Raw genomic sequence first — 23,223 nt, forward strand, 5'->3', positions numbered from 1 at the left:
CGCAGCCGCTCGCGCACGCGGTCGAGCAGGAGCGCGGGGTCCATCACGGCACCGTCGACCCCACTGCTCGTCCGGCACCGACGCCGACGAGGTCGAGCAGCAGGTCCCGCACGTCCTGCGCGGCGACCCGGTCGCCCAGCACGCCGGGCTGGTCGCAGATCACCATCGGCCCCTCCTCGTCGCGCGCGGGGAGCCGGCCGTGCGTGCCGCGCACCGGTGCAGGGTCGAGCGGGACGACCTTCATGGAGTACCGCAGCCCGGCGGCCTTGCGGGCCAGGGTGAGCGCGGCCCGGGCCTTGACCAGCCGGTCGTCCGGGTCGAAGAAGAGCTCGGCGGGGTCGTAGCCCGGCTTGCGGTGGATCTCGACGCCGCGGGCGAAGTCGGGTGCGCGGGCGTCGTCCTCCCAGTAGTAGTAGGTGAACCAGGCCGTCGGCTCCGCGACGAGCACCAGCTCGCCGGCCCGCTCGTGGTCGAGGCCGTACGCCGCCTGGCCGGTCCGGTCGAGCACCTCCGCGACGCCGGGCAGGTCCGCGCAGATCTCCCGCACCCGCTCGAGGTCGGCAGGATCCGCGACGTAGACGTGCGCGACCTGGTGGTCGGCGACGGCGAACGCCCGCGAGGTCCACGGGTCGAGGTACTCCATCCCGTCCTGCGTGTAGACTTCCAGCAGGTGCGCGGCCCGCAGGGCGCGGTTGACGTCGACGGGGGTGTCGGCCCGGGTGATGCCATACTCGGACAGCACGACGACGCGGGCTCCGAGCAGCTCGGCGTCCATGAGCAGCGGCGAGAGCGCGGTGTCGACGTCCCGCGCGGCCTTCCTCGCCTGCGGGGAGTCCGGTCCGTAGCGCTGGAGGTCGTAGTCGAGGTGCGGCAGGTAGGCCAGGGTCGGGTCGCGCCGACGATCCACTCGGTGGAGCGGATCGACGCGGTCGGCCCCCAGTACTGGAACAGCGGGAACGGGCCGAGCTCGTCCACCAGCTCGTCGTGCAACCCGACCGGGCGCGTGTAGCAGTCCGGCGCCTTCTTGCCGTCGGCGTAGTAGATCGGCCGCGGCGTGACGGTCCAGTCGGTCGTCGCGCCCATGGCGTACCACCAGCACACGTTCGCCACGGTGTAGTCGGGCACGTGCCGGCGCACCGTCTCCCACACCTTCTCCCCCGCGACCAGGCGGTTGTGCTGGCGCCAGAGGTGGACCTCGCCGAGGTCGCGGAAGTACCAGCCGTTGCCCACGATGCCGTGCTCCGACGGCGGCAGGCCGGTCAGGAAGGTCGACTGGACCGAGCAGGTGACGGCCGGCAGGACGGGGTCCAGCGGGGCGGACGAGCCCCGCTCGGCCAGGCGCCGCAGCCGCGGCATGTGCTGGAGCAGGTCGGGGGTGAGGCCGACGAGGTCGACGACGAGCAGCTGGTCCATGGGGTCCTCCGGGTGGGTGGGTGCTCAGCAGGGGGTGAGGCCGAGGCCGACGAGCTCGCGGTGGACCCAGCCCAGCTCCGCGGCCATGCCCTCCGCGAGCGCGGCGTCGCCGTCGGGCTGGCCGCCGGGGAGCACCGACCAGGTGTAGGTCTCGACCTCGAGGTGGTGGACCCGGGCGCGGGGACCACCGACCAGCGCGGCCAGCGAGGCGGACAGGTCGTCGCGGCTGTTGCGCAGCGGCGGGGTCGGGTCCGCGTGCACCGGGACGTGGAAGTGCACCCGCCACGGGGTGCCGGTGCGCAGCGCCCGCCGGCCGTCGAGCGCCTCGGGCAGGTCGTCGCGACCGACCAGCCGCGCACCCGCCTGCTGCCGGACCTGGTGCAGGAAGCGGTCCTCGGCGTACGACGACAGGGCGGTGCGCGCCGCGACGTCGGCCGGGTCGTCGACGACCAGCGCGGCGGCCGGCTGGGCCTTCACGACGCGCAGGCCGGCCTGGTCGAGGCTGGCCAGGGCGTCCTCGGCCGACTCGAACCCGACGGCGAGGTGGCACAGGTCGAGGCACACGCCGACCCAGTCGCGGTCCACGGCACCGAGCCGGGCCACGGCCTCGGCGGTGGTCTCGATGACGCAGCCCGGCTCCGGCTCGAGGCCGACCCGGACGGTGCGCCCGGTCTCCCCGGCGAGCGCGGCCAGGCCCTCGGCCAGCTCGGCGAGGTGGTCCTCCGCCGCGTGCTGCCGGTCGGCCAGCCAGGGCGCGTGCCAGCCGAGCGGGAGCGAGGAGATCGAGCCCTGCGCGACGTCGTCGGGCAGCAGCCCGGCGAGCACGCGCGCCGCGGCGAGGGTGTGGTCGAGGCGGTCCCGCTCGCTCCACGTCGGGTGGTAGACCGCCTTCTTCACGACCTCGCCCTGGAAGTCGGCGTACGGGAAGGCGTTGAGGGTGACCACCTCGACCCCGTGGTGGTCGAGGATCTTGCGGAGGCGCTGCAGCTCGGCCGGGTCGGCGGCGAGGCGGTGGGCGGCGACCGCGGGCAGCCACATGCCCAGCCCGACGCGGTCGACGCCGAGCCGCCGTCGCAGCTGCTCGCCGAAGGTCGTCGCCTGGGCGGCGATGCCGTCGACGTCCTGCGCCGGCAGCACGTTGGTGCCGTAGGCGAGGTGCACGAGCGACCCGTCGGGGTGCTGGTACCTCATGCGTCGGCCCTCGGCCCGCGGAGCACGGAGTTGCCCTGGAAGGTCCGGGCGAGGTCCGGCTCCGCGTCGACCTGGTCGAGGAGGAGCCGGCCGCTCTGCCCGAAGAACTCGACGGGGTTGCGCCACAGCACGCGGTCGACGTCGTCCTCGCTGAACCCGGCGTCGAGCATCGCCTGCCCGGTCTTCGCGGTCTTGAGCGGGTCGCTGCGGCCCCAGTCGGCGGCGGAGTTGACCAGCACCCGCTCCAGCCCGCGCTCCTGGAGGATCCGCACCATGCGGTGCTCGTCCATCTTGGTGTCGGGGTAGATCGAGAAGCCCATCCAGCAACCGCTGTCGGCCACGGCGCCGACCGTCATCTCGTTGAGGTGGTCCACGACGACGCGGTGCGCGCCGATGCCGGAGGCCTCCACGAGCTCGAGGGTCCGCCGGGTGCCGGCCTCCTTGTCGCGGTGCGGTGTGTGCACCAACGCGGGGAGCTCGAACTCGACGGCGAGCTCGAGCTGGCGCACGAACGCCTTCTCCTCCTCGGTGGTCATCGAGTCGAAGCCGATCTCGCCCACCGCGACCACGCCGTCCTTCGCGAGGTAGCGCGGCAGCACGTCGAGCACCTCGGTGCAGCGCGGGTCGTTCGCCTCCTTGGGGTTGAGCGCGATCGTGCAGTGGTGCACGATCCCGAACTGCGCGGCCCGGAAGCGCTCCCAGCCGACGAGCGCGTCGAAGTAGTCGACGAAGGACGCGACGTGGGTGCGGGGCTGGCCGAGCCAGAACGCCGGCTCCACCAGCGCGCGTACGCCGGCCGCGTGCATCCGCTCGTAGTCGTCGGTCGTGCGCGACGTCATGTGGATGTGGGGATCGAAGATGCGCATCTCAGCCCTCCTGGCCGGTGGTGGTGTCGGTGCGGGCGAGCAGGGACGTGGCGTCCTCCGGCACCGGCCGTCCCGCCGCCCGTCGTTCGTCGGCGTAGCGCCGGACCATCGCGACGAGCTCGGCGTCGGCGCGGGTGTCGAGGTCGGCCACCTCGGCGAGGGGAACCCCGACGAACAGGCACTTGAGCACGCCGTGGCGCCACTCGTGGTCGGAGAGGGTGCGGGCGTGCGGGCCCATCGCCGCCGCGACGAGGCGGACGTCGTTGGTCCGCAGCGCGTCGAGCAGCACCTCGCGCCCGTCGACCTGCCCGTCGAGCACGGACAGGGCCAGCAGCACCGCCCGCTTCTCGTCGGCGTCGCCGTAGCGGTAGAGCTGCTCCAGCTCGGCGCCGACCTCCTCGGGGCCGAGCGCCGCGGCGGCCCGCACCACGAGCTCGACCCGGACGGCGTCCTCGATCCGCGGACCGCCCTCGCCGAGGTCGCCCCGGGCCGTGCGCCGGGCCGCGGCGGGGAAGACCCGGCCGAGGGTGCGCGGGTCGGCCGCGACCCGGGCGGCCATCTCGTCGAGGGCGGCGACGGCGGCGGGCGGCAGGGCCGAGCGCAGCCGGTCGGCGGGGACCAGGAGCGGGGTGGACGTCATCGGGCTCCTCCTGCCGGGGTGGTGGCGCCGAGCCGGTCGAGCGAGGCGCGCAGGGCGGACATGGTCGACGCGGCCACGGCGGGGGCCGCGTGCGAGTGGCGGGGCAGCTCGACGCAGGCCAGGCCGGCGTACCCGACCTCGACGAGGGCGGCGAGCACGGCGTCGAGGTCGAGCTCGCCGTGGCCGAGCTCGAGGTGCTCGTGGACGTCGCGCACCATGTCGTCGACCTGCACGTTGGCCAGCAGCGGCCCGGCACGGCGCACCGTGTCGGCCGGCGGGCGGGGCTCGTTGCAGACCAGGTGGCCGAGGTCGAGGGTGACCCGCAGGTGCTCGGGCGCGCCGAGGCGTTGCCGGAGCTCGAGCACGTCGTCGAGGGTGGCGAGGAACATGCCGGGCTCGGGCTCGACGCAGAGCACGACACCGAGCGCGGCGGCCGCGTCGACCACCGGGCCGAGGCCGTCGAGGACGCGGCGCCACAGCTCCGCCGCACCGACGCCGGCGGGCGCCGTGCCCGACCAGCACGACACCGCCTCCGAGCCGAGCTCGGCGGCGATGCGGACCGCACGCAGCAGCAGGTCGGTACGACGCTCCCGGCCCTCGTCGCTGACCAGCGTCGGCTCGTGCTTGTGCCAGGGGTCGAGCACGTAGCGCGAGCCGGTCTCCACGACCGAGGCGAGGTCGTGCACCTCGAGGCAGCGGCGGGCGTGCGCGACCTGGCCGGGCAGGTCACCGAAGGGGTCGAGGTGCGGCTGGTCGAGGGTCAGGCCGACCCCCTCGTAGCCGAGCCCGGCCACGACGGCGCAGGCGTCGGCGAGCCGGTGGCCGGCGAAGCCGTTGAGGCCGTAGCCGAGGCGCACGCTCACGTCGGGCTCACCACCCGGGCGAGCCGGCGCAGCAGCGGGCCGGCACCGGCGACCGTGGCCGCGGGGAGGACGCGGCCACGGCCGGCCAGGCAGGCCGCCTGCAGGAGGGTGAGCCCGCCGATGCCCGTGCCGGTCGCGGCACGGACCCGGCCCGCGTCGTCCGGGGTGGCCGCCGCACGGGCCTGGGCGGTGCCGACCCGGGCGGCGTAGAGCAGCGCGAACGCGGTGGCCGCCCAGCGGTGGGCGGCGGGCACGGCGGGGTCGCGCCGGACCGCGGTCCACGCGATCGCTGCGGCGGCGCCGGTCGCGGCCATCGCTGCGACGGCGGAGGTACGGCGGGTGCCGTGCACCTCGCCGCGGCTGAGCAGCGTGACACCGGCGGTGTGGACGGCGACAGCGGCGGCGGGGGCGGCGGCAGCGGCCGGTGAGGTCGCCGCGCCGAGCAGCACGTCGAGGCCGCGGGTCGAGGCCATCACAGCCGGACCGGCGGGCGAGTCCTTGGCCACCACGTCGTAGGCCGCGACGAGAACGGCGAGCGGGACGCTCAGCCGCAGCGCGCGGCGACCGCCCGCGGCGGCCGTCAGGGCCACCCCGGCGGCGCCGAGGCCCACCGCGACGCCGAGGGCCGTGCCGGCACCCACGCGTCCGGAGGGGATGACCCGCTCGGGCCGCTCGACCGCGTCGACCTCGCGGTCCGCCCAGTCGTTGAGTGCCATGCCGGACCAGTAGAGGCAGACCGAGCCCAGCGGCATGAGCGCTGCCGTCGTACCCCCTGCCCCCGCCCAGGCGGCACCGGACCACGCGTCACCGGGCACCGTCAGCGCCGCCGGTGCCCGCACCAGCTCGGTGAGGTCGCGCACGGCGGGGGCCCCGGTCATGCGGCCAGCTCCCGGCGCCAGGCGACGAGGGTGTGCCACTGCTCGGCGAGGCGGTGCTCGCTCGCGCCGACGGGGTCCTTGAAGAAGAACGCGAGCTCGGGCAGCGGGCCGGACCGGCCGGCGGCGTGCGCGGCCGAGACGAGCCGGACGAGGTCGAGCACGAGTGGCGCGGCGAGCGCCGAGTCGCAGCCCTGCCAGGTGAACTGCAGCGTCATCCGGGCGCCGAGGAAGCCGTCGAAGCGGACGTGGTCCCACGCCGTCTTCCACTCGCCGAGGTCCTCGACCTGGTCGATGTGCATCGGTCCCGGCACGGCGTGCCCGACGATGGCGTCGAGCCCGCTGCGCTTCGTGGCGGTCTTGCTGCGGGCAGCCTCGGGGTCGGCGAGGGTCGCGCCGTCGCCGCCGCCGAGCAGGTTGACCGACGTCCACGACTGCAGCGCCAGCGCCCGGGTGGCGAACATCGGCGCGAGCGCGGACTTCACCAGCGTCTCCCCGGTCTTGCCGTCGCACCCGGCGTACGGCAGGCCGCTGCGCGCCGCGGCGTCGACGACGACCGGCAGGCGCAGGCACGGGCTCGGGGTGAAGGAGACGTACGGCGCGCCGGCGCGGAACGCGGCGAGGGCGTAGACCGCGGTGACCGGCAGCGCGTCGTCGACGGCGGTGACCGCGTCGGGGTCGTCGACGGGCGGTTGGGTGCTGGCGACGTCGACCACCACGACCCGGTCCAGCTGGTGCTTGTGCGCGAACGCGGTGATGTCGCCGGCGAGGCGCTCGACCGCCACGGCGACGGGCTCCTCCCCCACGACGTACCCCGGCCGCACCTCGGCGTCGACGGTGGCGAGGTCGGCCGCGACGGCTCCGAGGACCCCGGCGGGCAGGACCCCGGCGCTGACCAGCGCCTCCGCCTTCTTCGCCATCGACCCGGAGCCGAGCTCGTGCCCGCCGAAGAAGAGGTCCGCGATCCCGACGAGGCCGTCGGGTGCGAGCTCGGGCAGCTCGGTGACCAGGCCGGTGGTCGGCACGAGGCCGTGGCTGACGCCGAGCGCGCCGACGACCGCGGTGGTCGCCACCGAGCCGCCCGCGCCGACGAACCACACGCCGGTGCCACCACCACGCCGGTCGCGGACGTCGGTGCCGCGCTCGTGGTCAGGGTTGGGGGTGTTCTGCATGGGTCACCTTGCTGCTCGGGTGGTGCGACGCACCACGGGGGTCGGCCGGGACCGGCCGGGGATCGCGGCGTCGAGGGCGCCGGCGGGAAGTCGGTAGAGCGCGGCGAGGGCGGCGCGCTGGGCGGCGGGCGGCACCTTGCGCCCGGCCTCCCAGCTGCGGACCGCGGACGTCGAGCGGCCGCAGTGGCGCGCGACGTCGCGCTGGGTGAGCCCGCTCCAGGCACGCAGGTCGCGCAGCACCTGCGGCAGGTCGCCCGGCCGCCAGGCGGCGGGGCGCAGGCCGAGCGGCGGGGTGGTCGCGAACCAGGCGCTCACCGTGGCGACGTCGGTGCCGAGCACCTCGGCGAGCCGGCGCTGGTGGGCCAGGCGGGGCGCGCGGCCGCGCTCCCACGCTCCGACGAGGTGCCGCGAGACGCCGAGGTGGTCGGCGAGGCGGGCCTGGGTGAGGCCGCGCCGGGCGCGGGCCCGCTGCAGCGGCCCGCTGTGCCTGCTGCGCCGCGGCTGGTGCGCGGCGAGCAGAGCGCGGAGCTCGCGCGGCGTGACGCTGCCGGCGGGGGCGCCGATCAGGGAGGCCAGCCGCGGCAGCAGCTCGAGCGGCATGCCGGCGCGGCCGGCCTCCCAGTTGAAGACGGTGGCCACCGGCACGCCCAGCCCGGCGGCGACGTGCGCCGCGGTCCAGCCGCGCCGGTGGCGCAGGGTGCGCAGCCCGGTGGCCCGCACCCGGGTGCCGGGGCGGGGCGGTGGGCGGTGCGCGTCGAAGAAGGCCACCACGGCGGCCCGGTCGGTGGCCAGGACGCCGGCCAGGGCGGCGATGACGTCCGGCCCGGGGAGCCGCTCGCCCCGCTCCCACCGCAGCACGGTGGCGGTGTGCACGCCGAGCGCGGCCGCCACCTCCCGCGGGGTGAGCCGGAGCTCGCCACGGCGCGCCCGCAGGTCCAGCGGTACGCCGGACCGCGGGCCACGCACCTGACCGCCCTGGCTCACCGCGGCCTCACGAGGAGGTCGAGAACGCCGCGTCGAACGCCGCGCTCGGCGGGTCGAAGGCGAGCCGGCGGACGAACTCGAGCGCCTCGGGCGCCCCGACGAGCCGGTCCATGCCGGCGTCCTCCCACTCGACGGAGATCGGGCCGTCGTACCCGATGGTGTTGAGCATCCGGAAGGACGCCTCCCACGGGACGTCACCGTGCCCGGTGGAGACGAAGTCCCAGCCGCGGCGCGGGTCCGCCCACGGCAGGTGCGAGCCCATGCGGCCGTTGCGGCCGTTGCCGACCTGGCGCTTCGCGTCCTTGCAGTCGACGTGGTAGATCCGGTCCTTGAAGTCCCACAGGAAGCCCACCGGGTCGAGGTCCTGCCACACGAAGTGCGACGGGTCCCAGTTGAGCCCGAAGGCCTCCCGGTGGCCGATCGCCTCGAGGGTCTGGACGGTGGTCCAGTAGTCGTAGGCGATCTCCGAGGGGTGCACCTCGTGGGCGAAGCGGACGCCGACCTCGTCGAAGACGTCGAGGATGGGGTTCCAGCGGTCGGCGAAGTCGCGGTAGCCCGCGGCGACCATCTCCTCGGTGGCCGGCGGGAACATCGCGACGTACTTCCAGATCGCCGAGCCGGTGAACCCGACGACGGTGCTCACGCCCAGGCGCTGGGCGGCGCGGGCGGTCATCTTCATCTCCTCGGCCGCACGCTGCCGCACGCCCTCGGCGTCCCCGTCGCCCCAGATCCGCTCGGACAGGATCCCGTGGTGGCGCTCGTCGATCGGGTCGTCGCAGACGGCCTGCCCGGTGAGGTGGTTGGAGATGGTCCACGTCTTGAGGTCGTACTTCTCGAGCAGGTCGAGCTTCTCCTGGACGTAGGCGTCGTCCTCGGCTGCTCGCCACACGTCGAGGTGGTCACCCCAGCAGGCGATCTCGAGGCCGTCGTACCCCCACCCGGAGGCGAGTCTGCAGACGTCCTCGAAGGGCAGGTCGGCCCACTGGCCGGTGAAGAGGGTGATCGGGCGTGCCATTGCGTGCTCCTTTGTCGGTGCTGTTCGTCCAGCTGGTCGTCCAGCGGCGGACGTCGGTGGGTCCTACGGGTGGTCCTGGGTCGGCCTGGTGGCCGGTGCGAGCCGGTGCCGGGGCGGAGCGCACAGCCCCGGCACCGGCGCGCGGGGAGCGGAGCCTCGCGGTCCCGCTCCCCCGTCCGGGACGGGGAGCCGGCCACCGGCCGTCACGCAGGGCCGAACCTGCGTGCGGTCGGCTGCCGCACCGAGCGGTACGGCGTGGCCGGGCATCCCCATCCGAACGTCCTCCTCTCCTCTGCCGGCGCCCTAGAGCTGGGCCTTCAGGCGGCGGGCGAGGTCCTTGAGTGCGGCCTTCGCCTTGGCGTTGCGCACGCCGTTGGCGAGGGTCTGCACCCGGGTGAGGGACCGGACGGCCTGGCGGTCCTGGCCGCGCCGGTCAGCCCGCTGGGCGGTGGCCAGTGCGCTCTTGAGCTGGCCGGCCAGTCGGGCACCCACCTTGTTCTCCCGGTCGAGCCGGTTCACCAGCTGCTTGCCGTTGGCGTAGGAGGCGACCACCGTGAAGGTGACCGTCTTCTTGCGCTGGTTGCCAGCAGCGTCGACGACCGTGACCACGAGGCGGTGCTTGCCGGTGCGGAGCACCATCGCGTCGATCCGCGGGCGGAGGCCGACGGCCTTGCCGTCCAGGCGGATCTTGCGGGTGGCGACGCTCGAGGCCGGCTCGGTGATGGTGATCCGGGCGTTCTTGACCGCGGCGGGGCTCAGTCGCGCCCCGTTCTTGATCCCGGTCACCTTCACCTGCGGCGCGGTGCGGTCGATCTTGACCGTCAGGGTCTTGATCGGCGACACGTTGCCGTCCTCGTCACGGGCACGGGCCTGGACCCGCGTGACCTTCTGCTTTGTCACCTTCACCGGGGCGGTGTAGGTGGTCCAGGGGCCGTTGTCGATGCGGTACTCCACGACCAGGTCGCCGACCCCGCCGCTCCCGGCGACGCTGACGGTGACCGGGCCCTTGAACCAGCCGCGGCGGCCGTCCGGCACCGCCGGGGACGTGGTGATGGTGACCGACGGGGTGGTACCGGCGCCGACCTCGACGGTGGAGGTGCCCTCCGCCGAGACGTTGCCCGCCACGTCGACCGCGCGGTAGCGCACGACGTGGGTCCCACTGTCGAAGGACAGCGGCGAGGAGTAGGTCGACCACTCCGCGTCGCCGTCCACCTGGTACTCGATCCGGTCGAGACCGGACGTCGCGTCGGTGGCGGTCAGGGTGAGGGTCTTCGGCTTGTCGCCACCCTCCTCCGCCGTCACGGCCGGAGCGACCGTGTCGACCTTGACCGTCTCGGACTCGACCTCCTCGACGTTGCCTGCGGCGTCCGTCGCCCGGAACTCGACCAGGACCTCGCCCTCACCAGGCACCTCGACGGCGTCGGTGTACTCGGTCCAGTCGCCACCGGCGATGCGGTACTCGACCAGTTCCACGCCCGACCCGTCGGGGCCGTCCGTGGCCGCCAGGGTGAACGAGGGACGGCTGGTGTGCCAGCCGGCCTCCCCGTCCGCGTCCGGCAGGGTGATGGTCGTCGTCGGCGCGGTGGTGTCAGCCGGCTGCTCGCCGTCCGGACCACACGCCTCCGGACCCACGGCGAACCAGTCGAAGCTGGCCGTGATGCCGGCTCCGTCGTTGGTGTTCGCCGCCGCCAGCAGGCCGACCCGCGGGTCGTCGATGCCGGTCAGGTCGTAGCCGCCGGGCATCTCCGTCCAGGTCTCGCCATCGGCGCTGTACGAACCGATGACCTGCTCGCCGTCCTCGCTGGTGAGCCGCAGCCACACGGTGCTCGGGAACTCCTCGCCGAGCGACGGGGTGTTGGTCTCGGCTGCGGTGCCGTCGAGCTCCTTCGCGGTCTGGATGATGTTGGACGCAGAGTTCGGCTCGCCGCTGCGACCCTGGAACACGTGCTTGATGTAGTTGTCGTCGTCGCCGTAGATCAGCAGGCCCGCGGACTGGTAGGACCGGTTGATCGGGGCGCTGACCCTGGTGGTGACCACGAACGGTCCGTCGGGAAGGTCGGTGAGGACCAGGTCCCGGGCGTTGTTCGTGTTCTGGTAGAGGTCGGTGGCCTCGAGCGGGATGCTCAGCTCGCCACCGGCCACCTCGAGGTTGCCGCTCGGTCGGACGACGTCCCAGTCCCCACCCAGCATGTTGCCGTCGAAGGTGTCGACGAAGCACGACGGGGCGCACGGCTCGGCCGTGTCGTCGGGGGTGATGGTGAAGTAGTCGAACTCCGCGGTGATCCCGACGGAGCCCGCCTGGTTGCCCAGCGCGAGCAGGCCCACCTTCGGGCTGCTGATGCCGGACAGGTCACGCACTCCCGCGACCTCGGTCCAGGTCGCACCGTCGCTGCTGTACGACGCCGTGACCTCGTTCCCGTCGGTGCTGGTCATCCGCAGCCACACGGTGTCCGGGAAGTCCGCACCCAGGTTGGGCGTGTTCGTCTCGGTCGCCGTGGCGCCGACCTCCTTGGCGAACTGGACCACGTTGTTCGCCTTGTTGGCGGTGTTGGACCGGCCGGAGTAGACGAGCTTCAGGTAGTTGTCGTCGTCCCCGTAGACCACGAGTCCGCCCTGCTGGTAGGCCCGGTCGGCCGGCAGCGTGAGCTTCGTGGTCACCTCGAAGGCACCGGCCGGCAGGTCCTGCAGCACGATGTTCGGGGTGGTGTTGGTCCCCTGGTAGATGTCCGTCGCCGTGATCGGGATGTTCAGCGACCCGTCCACCACCGTGAGCGACTGGTCGACGCGGACGCTGCGGTTCCAGCGGTCCGTGTCGAGGGCGTTGCCCAGGAAGTCGTCGGAGCGGCCGCTGAAGCAGGTGTCCGACCCGGCGGTGGCGGTGACCTCGAGGGTCTTCGTGGTGGCAGCCCCGCGGGCGTCGGTCGCGGTCAGCGAGACGACGTACTTGCCGGGCGTGGTGAAGGTGTGGCTCGGGTTCTCCTCGGTGGAGGTCTCCGAGTCACCGAAGCTCCACTCGTAGGTGACCGGGTCGTCGCCGTCCGGGTCCTCGACCTCGCTGGTGAACTGCACGGGCAGCGGGGCCGGGCCACGGTCGGTGCTGGCGCTGATCGACACCACCGGCGGCTGGTTGTCGGTGATGCCGCGACCCTCGAACTGGATCCAGTTGACGTTCGCGCCACCCGACGTCGCCACGAAGTACAGCGGCTCGCCGTCCTCCGAGGCACCGGTGAAGTCGGTCGAGACCTCCTGGAAGGCCTGCGCCCCACCGGTGTTCGGGACCTCGATGGTGCCGATCGTCTCGCCGGTCGGCGAGCCCTGCCGGATGGCGAAGGCAGCACCGTCGGTGTTCGAGGCGACCCGCAGGGTCGCGCCAGTGATCCCGGTCAGGTTCATGACGTCCCAGCCGAACCAGTCACCGGTCTCCACGCCGGTGACCATCTGGCCGCCACCCGTGTCGCTGGTGGCCTGGGTCGCCACGCCCGGGGTGCCGCCCGGCTCCTCGCCGGTGCGCCCGGTCTCGTCGAAGAACTCGGCCTCCTTGTGCTTGGTGTGCACCACGACGCCGTCGACACCCATGAGCGGACCGGCCGCCCCGTTGCCGTCGTCGGTGTAGGTGGCCTTGATCGTGCCGAAGATGTTGGCGCCGACGTGGCCGGCGTCGCCCGGCAGCGGGAAGGTGCCGCTGCAGCCGTGGTACTGCTCGTAGTCGTGCGAGTGCTCGTCGTGGCCGAGGCCCGGCTGCACGACGACGCGCTCGCAGTCGATCTCGCCGTCCTCCGGGTCGGTGACCTCGACCTCGTACGCGATGTGGTCACCGAAGTCGAAGAACCCGCCGTTGAGGGGCAGGACGAGCTTCACCGTCGGGGCGGTGTTGCCCGAGACGATGTCGATGTTCGTCGTGCCCGTGCGGCCACCCTCGTCGGTCACCGTGAGCCGGGCGGTGTAGTTGCCCGGGTCGGTGTAGGTGTGGCTGCCGGTCGGGTCGGTCGAGTCGGCCTCACCGTCGCCGTCGAAGTCCCAGGCGTAGGTCAGCCCGGTCGAGTCGCCGGTGTCGGGGTCGAACGAGGCGGTCCCGTCGAACTGGACGGTCAGCGGCGCCGGACCCGAGGTGCGGTCCGTCGTCGCGCGGGCGACCGGGGCACGGTTGCCCTCGACGTAGTCGATCCGGTAGACGCCGGAGTCGGTGTTGTTGCCGTTGAAGCCGCTGCCCCACTCGATCATGTAGAGCGCACCGTCCGGCCCGAACTGCAGGGCGTGCGGACGCACCATGGGCAGGCTGGGGAGGAAGCGGTTCAGGTCGGTGTAGCTGCTCCCGTCCCCGTTCATCTGCACGGTGAACAGCCGGCTGTTGTTCCAGTCGGCCCAGATCGCCTTGCGGTCGAAGTACTCCGGCCACTTGCGGTCGGAGACCAGGTCGGGGTCGTAGGCGTAGGTGCCCGAGGTCATCGGCGCACCGCTGGCCCCGATCTCCGGGGTGCCGGTGATCGACGGGTTGTTGCTCTGCCACATCACCGCCGGCTTGGCGGGCGGAAGCTGGGTCAGGCCGGTGTTGTTGGGCGAGTCGTTGACGGGGTTGTCGCAGTCGAAGGCCGCGCCCGCCGTGCTGCTGGCGAAGTTGTAGTCGTTGTACGGGGTGTTGTCACCCACGCAGTACGGCCAGCCGTAGTTGCCGGGCTCGTCGAGGATGTTCCACTCCACGCGACCGTTGGGACCCCGCGTGGCGCTGGTCGTTCCGGCGTCCGGGCCGTAGTCGGCGACGAGGATGTTGTTGTTCTGCTCGTCGAGGCCGATCCGGAACGGGTTGCGGAAGCCCATCGCGTAGATCTCGGGCCGCGTCTTGTTGTCGGTGTCCTCGTCCTCGTCGAAGAGGTTGCCCTCGGGGATCGAGTAGCCCCCGTCCGGCAGCGGCGTGATCCGCAGGACCTTGCCGTTGAGGGTGTTCGTGTTGCCGGACGTGCGCTGGGCGTCCCAGGCCTCACGGCCCGGGCGCTCGTCGATCGGCGTGTAGCCGCTCGAGTCGAACGGGTTGGTGTTGTCACCCGTCGCCAGGTAGAGGTTGCCGTCCTTGTCGAACTCCAGCGACCCACCGGCGTGGCAGCACTGGTCGCGCTGCGTCGGCACGTCGAGGATCGTCGTCGCGGTGTCCAGCTGGAGCGTGTTGCCGTCCATCGTGAACCGCGAGATCCGGTCGATGGCCTCGGCCCCGGCCGGCGAGTAGTAGAGGTAGACCCAGTTGTTCGAGGCGAAGTCCGGGTCGAGCGCGATGCCGAGCAGGCCGAACTCCTGGCCGGTGTAGACCGGGATCGTGCCCGCGGTCACCACCGAGCCGTTCGGCAGGATGATCCGCACGGCACCGTTGCGGTCGATGTAGAACACCCGACCGTCGTCGGCGATGTCGAGCTCCATCGGGTTCGACGTGTTCTCGTCGAGCGCGACCTTCTCGAAGCTGGGCTCGAGGGTGGCCTTGCAGTCGGAGGGCACGACGCCGGCAGCGGTCTGGATGCCGCCGAGCAGGTGCTGCAGGAAGGTCTCGTCGGTGAAGGACTCCTCGGTGTGGCCCATGCCGGTGTACCAGCTGCGGCCGCCGTCGTAGTCCTGGCACCAGGCGATCGGGTGCTCCACACCCATCGCGCCGCCGCCGGGGCTGTACGTCGACTCGTCCATCGAGGCGAGGACGTGCACCTTCCCGCGGGGGTTCGTCTGGAAGTTGTACCACTCGTCGACACGCTCCCAGAGCGGCGCGATGCCGGCGGTGGAGGCGTGTGCGGGGTCCTCGACCTTGACGGTCGCGGTCGGGGTGCCCGGCGGGTGGTTGGCGAAGTAGGAGCCGACCAGCTCGCCGTACCAGGGCCAGGAGTACTCGGTGTCGGACGCGGCGTGGATGCCTGCGTAACCGCCACCGGCCTGGATGTAGCGCTCGAACGCGCCCTGCTGGGCGGTGTTGAGCACGTCGCCGGTGGTCGAGAGGAAGATGACGACCTCGTACTGCTCGAGGTTCTCGTCGGTGAAGACGGTGCTGTCCTCGGTCGCGGTGACGTTGAAGCCGTGCTCGAGCCCGAGCTGCTGGATCGCCGCGACGCCCTCGTCGATGCTGCTGTGCCGGAACGCGGCGGTCTTGGAGAAGACGAGCGCGTCGAACTCGTCGGCCTCCGCGGCGGCGGCTGCGGCCTTGTCGGCCGTCCACGGCACGGCGTTGCTCGGCGGCGCCGCCTCCTTCAGGGCCGACGTGCCCTGCGCAGGTGCCGCGGCCCGGTCGGCGACCGGTGCCGCTGCGGCGGGTCCGGCGAGGGCTGCCGCGCCCAGGGGCAACGACACGATCATGGCGACGGTCGCGCCCAGCGTCGTGCGCGAGCCTCTCCGTAGCCGCGTGATGACGTTCTTCATCACGTATCCCTTCGTTTGACGGATGTGCGCTCCATCGGTTCCGGGGCGGTCCCCGGGCGTTCGGCCCTGGTGTGGTGCTGGTGGTGCTGGTCGGTGCTGGTCGGTCTGGGTCGAGCTGGTCGAGGGGTGGTCGGGTCGGTGTCGGTCGGGTCGGTTCCTTCTCCTGGTCTCTCTGGTTGGTCGGGTCGGTCGGGTCAGCGGACGCCGAGCAGGTGCTCCATCGCCAGCTGGTCGAGGGCCTCCATCGCGACGCTGCGCGCGCTCATGGCCTCGAGGTCGTAATGGGCGTCGCGCAGGTCGGCGAGCGCCTCGCCGGGCGCGAGGGTCGGGGTGCTGAGCTCGTCGACGAGCGCAGCGTCGAGCGCGGCCCGCACGTCGGGGTCGGCACGGAACGCGGACGCCCGCTCCCGGAGGATGAGGTAGTTGCGCATGCACGCCCGCGCCGACTCCCACACGCCGTCGACGGCCTCGGCGCGCGGCGGCTTGAAGTCGAAGTGCACGAAGCCGTCGTACGGCGCCGTGCCGGCGCCACCGAGGAGGGTGTCGACCGTCCAGAACGCCCCGCGCAGGTTGCCGGCACCGAAGCGCAGGTCCTGGTCGAAGCGCGGCCCGTGCTGGCCGTTGAGGTCGATGTGGAAGAGCTTGCCGTGCCACATCGCCTGGGCGATGCCGTGCGCGAAGTTGAGCCCCGCCATCTCCTCGTGGCCGACCTCGGGGTTGAGGCCGACCATCTCCGGGTGCTCGAGCTCGGAGATCAGCGCGAGGGCGTGGCCGATGGTCGGCAGCAGGATGTCGCCGCGCGGCTCGTTGGGCTTGGGCTCGAGCGCGAAGCGCAGCTGGTAGCCCTGCTCCTTCACGTAGGCGCAGACCAGGTTGAGCGACTCGGCCATCCGGTCGAGCGCGGCCGGGATGCTCTTGCTCGCGCCGTGCTCGGCGCCCTCGCGACCGCCCCACATCACGAAGGTCTCGGCGCCCAGCGACGCGGCCAGGTCGATGTTGCGCAGCACCTTCGCGGTCGCGTAGCGCCGCACGGTGCGGTCGTTGGCGGTGAGCCCGCCCTCCTTGAAGACCGGGTGGCCGAACAGGTTGGTGGTCACCATCTCGCAGCGCAGGCCGGTGTCGCTCAGCGCCTGCTCGAACTTCTTCAGCGTCACGTCGCGCGACGCGTCGTCGGGCAGCAGGTCGTCGTCGTGGAAGGTGACCGCGGCCGCGCCGAGCTCGGCGAGCTTGTAGGTGCTCTCGATCGGGTCGAGGGGCGGGCGGCTGGCCGGCCCGAAGACGTCGACCCCTTCCCACCCCACGGTCCACAGACCGAAGGAGAACTTGTCCTCGGGGACGGGCTGGTACGGGTCGTTGGTCATGCGGGGATCTCCTGCCAGGTTCGGTTCGTCGCGCTGGTCTCGACGGCGTCGAGGACGCGCTGGATCTGCAGGCCGTCGGCGAAGGTGGGCGTCGGCTCGACGCCGTTCGCGATGGCGGTCACCAGGTCGACGGCCTGGTGGGTGAAGCCGTGCTCGTAGCCGAGGCCGTGGCCGGGGGGCCACCACGCCGCAACCCACGGATGGGTCGCCTCGGTGACGAGGATCCGGCGGAAGCCGGCCTCCTCGTCGGGCAGCGTCGCGTCGAAGAAGTGCAGGACGTTCATGTCCTCGAAGTCGAACGCGAGGCTGCCGAGCGAGCCGTTCACCTCGATCCGGATCGCGTTCTTGCGTCCGGTCGCAAATCGGGTGGCCTCGAACACGCCGGCCGCCCCGCTGCTGAAGCGGGCCAGGAACAGGGCTGCGTCGTCGACGGTGACCTCGCCGCGCTCCGTCGAGGCCGTGCCCGACAGGCCGGCGTGCTCGGTGGCCAGCGGACGCTCCTTGACGAAGGTCTCGAGGTGGCCGGAGACCTCGGCGATGGTGTCGCCGGTGATGTGCTGGGTGAGGTCGATGATGTGGGCGCCGATGTCGCCGAGCGACCCGGACCCGGCGCGCTCGCGCTGCAGCCGCCAGGACAGCGGCGCCTCGGGGTCGGCGATCCAGTCCTGGAGGTACTGGGCGCGGACGTGGSGGAKGGTGCCGRGGCGGCCGTCGGCCACGAGCTGGCGGGCGAGCGCGATCGCCGGGACCCGGCGGTAGGTGAACCCGACCATGGCGCGCACGCCGCGCTCCGCGGCGGCCGCGGCGGCCTTCGCCATCTCCTCCGCCTCCGCGACCGAGTTCGCCAGCGGCTTCTCGCACAGGACGTGCTTGCCGGCCTCCAGCGCCGCGATCGCGATCTCGGCGTGGGAGTCGCCCGGCGTGCAGATGTCGACGAGGTCGACGTCCTCGCGTCGTACGAGCTCACGCCAGTCGGTGACGTGGTCCTCCCAGCCGAGCCGCTCGGCCGCGGCAGCGGTGCGGGCGGCGTCGCGCCCGCCGAGGACCCGCATCACGGGGACCAGGGGGAGGTCGAAGAACCGGGGTGCGGACCGCCACGCCTGGGAGTGGGCGGCACCCATGAAGGAGTGACCGACCATGCCGACGTTGATGCGGGCGACGGCCTGGTCGCTGGGGCTGGGGGTGGCGTTGGCCATGGTTCACCTGACTTTCTGGAGGTGCTCTCCCCGGGTCGCGCGCCGCGCGACCCGGGGAGAGCTCGTCGGATCAGGACTCGAAGGCGGTCGGCAGGTACTTGTCGACGTTCTCGGCCGTGACGACCGGGGCGTAGAGCTGGACCAGGCGCGGGACCTCGACCTCGACGAGGTCGTCGACCGACCGGTCCTGGGCGAGCAGGCGGGCCAGCTTGAGGCCGTCCGCGCCCTGGGTCGACGGGTAGATGACGGTCGCCTTGAGGACGCCCTCACCGGACTTGATCGCCTCCATGGCGTTCTTCGACCCGGCACCGCCGATCATCACGAACTCGTCGCGGCCGGCGTTGTCGATGGCCGCGAGGACGCCGACACCCTGGTCGTCGTCGTGGTTCCAGAGGTAGTCGATCTTCGGAGCGGCCTGGAGCAGGTTGGTGGCCGCCTCCTCGCCACCCTGGACGGTGAAGTCCGCGGCGACGCGGTTGTCGACGTCGAGGCCGCACTCCTTGAGCGCGTCCTTGAACCCGCGGCTGCGGTCCTGGGTGAGCGGCAGCGAGTCGATGCCGGCGATCTCGGCGACGATCGCGTCCTTGTTGCCGCCGGCCTGCTCGCAGATGTACTCGCCGGCGGAGACGCCCATGCCGTAGTTGTCACCGAGCACGGTGACGCGCGCGGCGTTGGGGTCGTTGAACTCGCGGTCGACGTTGATGACCGGGATGCCGGCCTCCATCGCCTCGAGCGCGATCGGGGTCAGCGCGGCACCGTCGAAGGGCAGCAGCACGATCGCGTCGACCTTGTCGTTGATGAAGGTCTCGATCTGCTGGATCTGCACCTGCGGGTCGTTGGTGCCCTCGGCGACGATCAGCTCGACGTCCTCGTAGTTGTCGGCGACCGTCCGGGTCGACTCGGTGATCGACGCCATCCAGCCGTGGTCGGCGGCCGGGGCGGAGAAGCCGATGCGGACGGTGTCGCCGGCCTCGTCGTTCGAGCCCTCCTCGGCCTGGGACGTGCCGCCCCCGAGGTTCTCGTTCGCGTCGTCGGGCTCGTTGCTGGTGCAGGCGCTGAGGCCGACGACGGCGACCACGGCGAGTGCTGCCATGAGCTTCTTGCGTGCGGTGGACATCTTCAGGGACATGCGGTGCTCCTCGGGTGGTGGTGCATGACGGTTCGGACGGATGGTTCAGCTGCTGCTCTTCCGAGACGCCAACCACTGCTGGAGCAGGACGGCGGCGACGATGATCACGCCCTTGAGCAGGGACTGCTCGGAGTTGTCCCTGTTGTTGAGCGTGAAGACGTTGGTCAGGGTCGTGAAGATGAGGACCCCGAGGACGGTGCCGGTGATGGTGCCCCGTCCCCCGGCCAGGAGGGTGCCGCCGATCACGACCGCGGCGATGGCGTCGAGCTCGAGCAACATGCCGTGCGTCGACGAGCCGGTCGTCGTACGGGCGATGATCAGCAGCGCGCCGATGGCCGAGCAGACCCCGACCAGGACGTACAGCAGCACGGTGTGGCGCCGGACGTTGATGCCGGCGAGCCGCGCCGCCTCGGGGTTGCCGCCGACGGCGAAGGTGCGCCGGCCGAAGGTGGTGCGGTTGAGCAGCACCCAGCCGACGACGGCGACGGCGGCGAACACCCAGATGGACATGTCGATGCCGAGCGGCTTGGCGGTGAAGAAGTCGAAGAAGCCAGGGACGTCGGTCGCGATCTGCGTCTTCTTCTGGGAGATGATCTCAGCCAGCCCGCGGGCGGAGACCAGCATCGCCAGGGTGGCGATGAAGGCCACGACCTTGCCGTAGGCGATGAGTATCCCGTTGACCAGCCCGCACCCGGCCCCGACGGCGATCGCGGTGAACACCATCAGGCTCCAGTGCACGTCGACGGCCATCTCCCGCGTCGCGAGCGTGGTCGCCCAGACCGACGACAGGGCGAGGATCGCGCCGACGGAGAGGTCGATGCCGCCGCCGGTGATGACGAAGGTCATCCCGATCGCGACGACGCCGATGACGGTGGACAGTCGCAGGATCGTCAGCAGGTTGTCGCTGCTGGCGAAGCGGTCGCCGGCCGTGACCATGCCGACGACGCACAGCAGCGCCAGCGCGATCAGCAGGCCGAGCATGCGGAAGAACCCGACCTCCGCCAACCAGGCGGTGCCGCCGGCGGAGCCCTTGTGGGCGCCCTCGGCCTCCATCCCCTGGGTGGACTCGGTGGTGGGGACGACCGGCAACGCGCGGCTGGTCCCCTCGGCCTCGGCCGACTTCCCGAGATCGACGGGCGAGGTGTCGGTCGGCCCCGTGACGGGGCTCGTGCTCTGGTCGCTCATGCGGGGGTTCCTTCCATGACCAGGTCGAGGACCCGGGACTCGTCGATGTCGTGGGATGCGCTCTCGTGGACGACCCGGCCCTCGCGGACGACGAGCACCCGGTCCGACAGGCCGAGCACCTCCTCGACCTCGCTGGACACGACCACGACGGCGACCCCGGAGTCGGCCAGCGAGCGGATGAGCTTGTAGATCTCGGCGCGGGCACCGACGTCGACGCCGCGGCTCGGCTCGTCGAGCAGCAGCACCCGGCAACCGCGCAGCAGCCAGCGGGCCACGACGACCTTCTGCTGGTTGCCGCCGGACAGCGTCCGCACGTGGCGCGAGATGTTGCGCGGGCGTACGTCGAGGGAGTCGACCAGCTCGGTGGCCTTCGCCCTCTCCCGGGCCCGCTGGATGAAGCCCGCCCGCTGGAAGCGCTTCATCGAGGAGGCGGAGATGTTGGCGAAGACCGGCTGGTCGAGCAGCAGGCCCTGGCTCTTGCGCTCCTCGGGGGCGAGGCCCAGGCCGGCCTGGACGGCGGCGTGGACGGCACCGCGGCGCAGGCGCTTGCCGTCGACGGTGACCGTGCCGGTGCTGGCCCTGCGGGCGCCGTAGACGGTCTCGAGGATCTCGGTGCGCCCGGAGCCGACCAGCCCGGCCAGCCCGACGATCTCGCCGGCCCGCACGTCGAAGCTGACGTCGTGGAACACACCGGCCAGGGACAGGTCCCGCACCTCGAGCACGGCGGGGGCCTCGGCGTCGGGGCCGTCCCCGCGCGGCGGGAAGACGTACTCGATCGAGCGGCCGGTCATCAGCCGGATCAGGTCCGCGGTCGGGGTGGTGGCGGCGGGCAGGCCGGTCGCGACGGTGGAGCCGTCCTTGAGGACGGTGATCCGGTCGCCGATCTCGCGGATCTCCTCGAGTCGGTGGGAGATGTAGACGATCGCGACGCCCTGCTCGGTCAGCGCGCGGATGACCCGGAAGAGGTTCTCGACCTCGCCGGCGTCGAGCACCGCGGACGGCTCGTCGAGGATGAGCAGGTCGACGTCGTGCGAGAGCGCGCGGGCCATGCTGACCACCTGCTGCCCCGCCGGTGAGAGGTCGCCGACCAGCTGGGTCGGGCTCAGCTCGTCGTGGCCGAGCCGGGCGAGGATGCCCTGCGTCCGCTCGTTGGTCGCGGACCGGCGGGAGAACCCGACGGTCGAGATCTCGTGGCCGAGGAAGATGTTCTCCGCGACGGTGAGGCCGGGCACGAGATCGAGCTCCTGGTAGATCGTCGCGACGCCGGCGTCGATCGCGGCCTGCGGGTGGCCGAAGTGCACCTCGCGGCCCTTCCACCAGATCGTCCCCTCGTCCGGCTGGTACGACGCCGAGAGGATCTTGATCAGCGTCGACTTGCCCGCACCGTTCTGCCCGAGCAGGCAGTGCACCTCGCCCGCGGCGACCTCGAGGTCGATGCCGTCGAGGGCGCGGACCGACGAGAACTGCTTCACGATGCCCGTCATCCGCAGCAGGGGCGTGCCTGCGTCCTGGGTGGTGCTCACTGTGCTTCTCCTGTCGCCGGTCGGCGGGGCACTCGGGTCGGGTCGGCGAAGACCGACTCGAGGGAGGCGGTGGCGCCGCCGCGCACCGCGGCCCCGAAGCCGAGCGTCGACAGCTCGACGCGGGTGCCACCGGCACCGGGGGCGACGACGCGGTCGCGGAGCTCGCGCTCGATCGCGGGCCGCATGTGGTGGCCGACCGCGGCGTAGTAGCCGGTCAGCACGATCGTGGTCGGGTTGAGGGCGTTGGCGAGGATCGAGGCCCCGACACCGACCCAGGAGCCGACCTCGTCGAGCGCGTTGAGCGTGCGGGTGTCGGCCAGGTCGGCGCGGCGGTTGATCTCGGCGAGCCGGGCGTCGATGTCCATGCCCGGGTTGCGGATCGGGTCGTCCGGGTCGGCCGCGAGCTCGATGAGGGCGCGCAGGCCGCTGACGGTCTCCCAGCAGCCCTGGCGCCCGCACCCGCACTGGCGACCGCGGGGGTCCACGATCATGTGGCCGAACTCGCCGGCGTACCCGTGGCTGCCGCGGAGCAGCCGGCCGCCGGTCACGATGCCGCCACCGACGCCGATCTCGCCGTGCAGGACGAGGATGTCCTGCCGGGACGGGTCACCAGGTGTGACCTCGGCGGCGGCTGCCAGGTTGCCCTCGTTGTCGACGACGACCGGGTAGGAGCCGTCGAGCTCGTCGCGCAGGATCGTCCCGACCGGCACGTCGTACCAGCCGAGGTTGGGGCCGTGTGTGAGCACGTCGCGGGTCTGGTCGTAGAGGCCGGCGACCCCGACGGTGAGCCCGACCGGCGCCGCGCCGCGCGACTCGAGGCCGCTGACGGTCTCCTGCACGAGGTCGACGAGGCGCTCGATCACCCGGCCGGCGCCCAGCGAGCGGGCGTCGAGGCCGATCTTGCGCTCCTCGACGATCTGCCCGCGCAGGTCGAGCGCCATCGTCGAGACGTGGTTGACGTTGATCTCGGCGCCGATGCCGCACACGGCGCGGCCGTCGAGCTCGACGGCGGTGCTGGGCCGGCCGACCGCGTTCTGCACGAGCGGGCCGTCGCTGGCCAGGCCGCGCTCGATCAGCTCGGTGATCAGGGTGGAGACGGTGGAGCGGGTCATGCCCAGCTCGACGGCGAGGGCCGCGCGGGAGCGGGCGCCGTGGTCGCGGAGGTGCCGGAGGACGAGCCCGAGGTTGGACCGACGCACGTCGGGGTTCCCCAGGCTGTGGCCCGCGGTGTGGCTCAAGGTCGACACCACGTCTCCTCTCCGGACAGGCTCGCGCCGAGGGCGCGCTCGATCGGCGCGTCGGCAGGGCTGCGCCGACGTCAGAAATGGGGGTGGCCAGGGGCACGTGCGCCCGAGAGGACCCGCACGTCGCTACAGGTGCCCCGGTGTGACGACCGTCACTGGTTTGTTGGGGCGCCGCCCAAACT

The 23,223-nt window shown here is 72.5% G+C and carries 15 protein-coding genes and 1 pseudogene; all 16 read right to left on the minus strand.

Annotation, left to right across the window (positions count from 1 at the left end; translation table 11 throughout):
* Positions 1-43: 43 nt before the first annotated feature.
* A pseudogene (locus L615_RS24725) lies at positions 44-1,413 on the minus strand (alkaline phosphatase family protein).
* Positions 1,414-1,437: 24 nt separating this feature from the next.
* Positions 1,438-2,604: a metabolite traffic protein EboE gene (gene eboE / locus L615_RS09085; RefSeq protein ID WP_145724854.1), complete on the minus strand. Its 1,167-nt coding sequence runs from the start codon at positions 2,602-2,604 to the stop codon at positions 1,438-1,440.
* Positions 2,601-3,470: a TatD family hydrolase gene (locus tag L615_RS09090; protein ID WP_145724855.1), complete on the minus strand. Its 870-nt coding sequence runs from the start codon at positions 3,468-3,470 to the stop codon at positions 2,601-2,603. Before L615_RS09090 ends, eboE begins: the two co-directional genes overlap by 4 nt.
* Position 3,471: 1 nt before the next feature.
* Positions 3,472-4,110 (minus strand): EboA domain-containing protein, encoded by a 639-nt coding sequence (locus tag L615_RS23215; RefSeq protein ID WP_186449791.1) that lies wholly within the window; start codon positions 4,108-4,110, stop codon positions 3,472-3,474.
* The gene (locus L615_RS23220; RefSeq protein ID WP_051485825.1) at positions 4,107-4,973 is read right to left on the minus strand and encodes a sugar phosphate isomerase/epimerase; all 867 of its coding nucleotides are present in this window, start codon (positions 4,971-4,973) and stop codon (positions 4,107-4,109) included. The genes L615_RS23215 and L615_RS23220 overlap by 4 nt, the downstream gene beginning before the upstream one ends.
* On the minus strand, positions 4,970-5,851 hold the full coding sequence (locus tag L615_RS09100) for an SCO3242 family prenyltransferase (RefSeq protein ID WP_028655893.1): 882 nt from the start codon (positions 5,849-5,851) through the stop codon (positions 4,970-4,972). Before L615_RS09100 ends, L615_RS23220 begins: the two co-directional genes overlap by 4 nt.
* A complete protein-coding gene (locus tag L615_RS09105; RefSeq protein ID WP_145724856.1) occupies positions 5,848-7,020 on the minus strand; it encodes an inositol-3-phosphate synthase in 1,173 nt (390 codons plus the stop codon). The genes L615_RS09100 and L615_RS09105 overlap by 4 nt, the downstream gene beginning before the upstream one ends.
* 3 nt (positions 7,021-7,023) lie before the next feature.
* Positions 7,024-7,986: a helix-turn-helix transcriptional regulator gene (locus L615_RS09110; RefSeq protein WP_186449792.1), complete on the minus strand. Its 963-nt coding sequence runs from the start codon at positions 7,984-7,986 to the stop codon at positions 7,024-7,026.
* A gap of 25 nt (positions 7,987-8,011) precedes the next feature.
* Positions 8,012-9,019: a sugar phosphate isomerase/epimerase gene (locus tag L615_RS09115; protein ID WP_145724857.1), complete on the minus strand. Its 1,008-nt coding sequence runs from the start codon at positions 9,017-9,019 to the stop codon at positions 8,012-8,014.
* 303 nt (positions 9,020-9,322) lie between these two features.
* Positions 9,323-15,403, minus strand: coding sequence for a ThuA domain-containing protein (locus tag L615_RS24140; RefSeq protein ID WP_186449793.1), 6,081 nt, complete (start codon positions 15,401-15,403; stop codon positions 9,323-9,325).
* Between the two features lie 194 nt (positions 15,404-15,597).
* Complete coding sequence (gene xylA / locus L615_RS09140; protein WP_028655890.1) at positions 15,598-16,764, minus strand: xylose isomerase; 1,167 nt, start codon at positions 16,762-16,764, stop codon at positions 15,598-15,600.
* Positions 16,761-17,960 (minus strand): Gfo/Idh/MocA family protein, encoded by a 1,200-nt coding sequence (locus L615_RS09145; protein ID WP_222430502.1) that lies wholly within the window; start codon positions 17,958-17,960, stop codon positions 16,761-16,763. Before L615_RS09145 ends, xylA begins: the two co-directional genes overlap by 4 nt.
* Positions 17,961-18,030: 70 nt before the next feature.
* Positions 18,031-19,089, minus strand: coding sequence for a substrate-binding domain-containing protein (locus L615_RS09150; protein ID WP_232221777.1), 1,059 nt, complete (start codon positions 19,087-19,089; stop codon positions 18,031-18,033).
* Between the two features lie 45 nt (positions 19,090-19,134).
* Entirely contained in the window at positions 19,135-20,274 is a 1,140-nt protein-coding gene (locus L615_RS09155) for an ABC transporter permease (RefSeq protein WP_145724858.1), read from the minus strand.
* Complete coding sequence (locus tag L615_RS09160; RefSeq protein WP_261376611.1) at positions 20,271-21,797, minus strand: sugar ABC transporter ATP-binding protein; 1,527 nt, start codon at positions 21,795-21,797, stop codon at positions 20,271-20,273. Before L615_RS09160 ends, L615_RS09155 begins: the two co-directional genes overlap by 4 nt.
* Positions 21,794-23,044: an ROK family transcriptional regulator gene (locus L615_RS09165; protein WP_261376612.1), complete on the minus strand. Its 1,251-nt coding sequence runs from the start codon at positions 23,042-23,044 to the stop codon at positions 21,794-21,796. The genes L615_RS09160 and L615_RS09165 overlap by 4 nt, the downstream gene beginning before the upstream one ends.
* Positions 23,045-23,223 lie beyond the last annotated feature (179 nt).

Origin of the sequence: Nocardioides sp. J9, from assembly GCF_007829375.1 — a bacterium.
Classification (GTDB): domain Bacteria; phylum Actinomycetota; class Actinomycetes; order Propionibacteriales; family Nocardioidaceae; genus Nocardioides.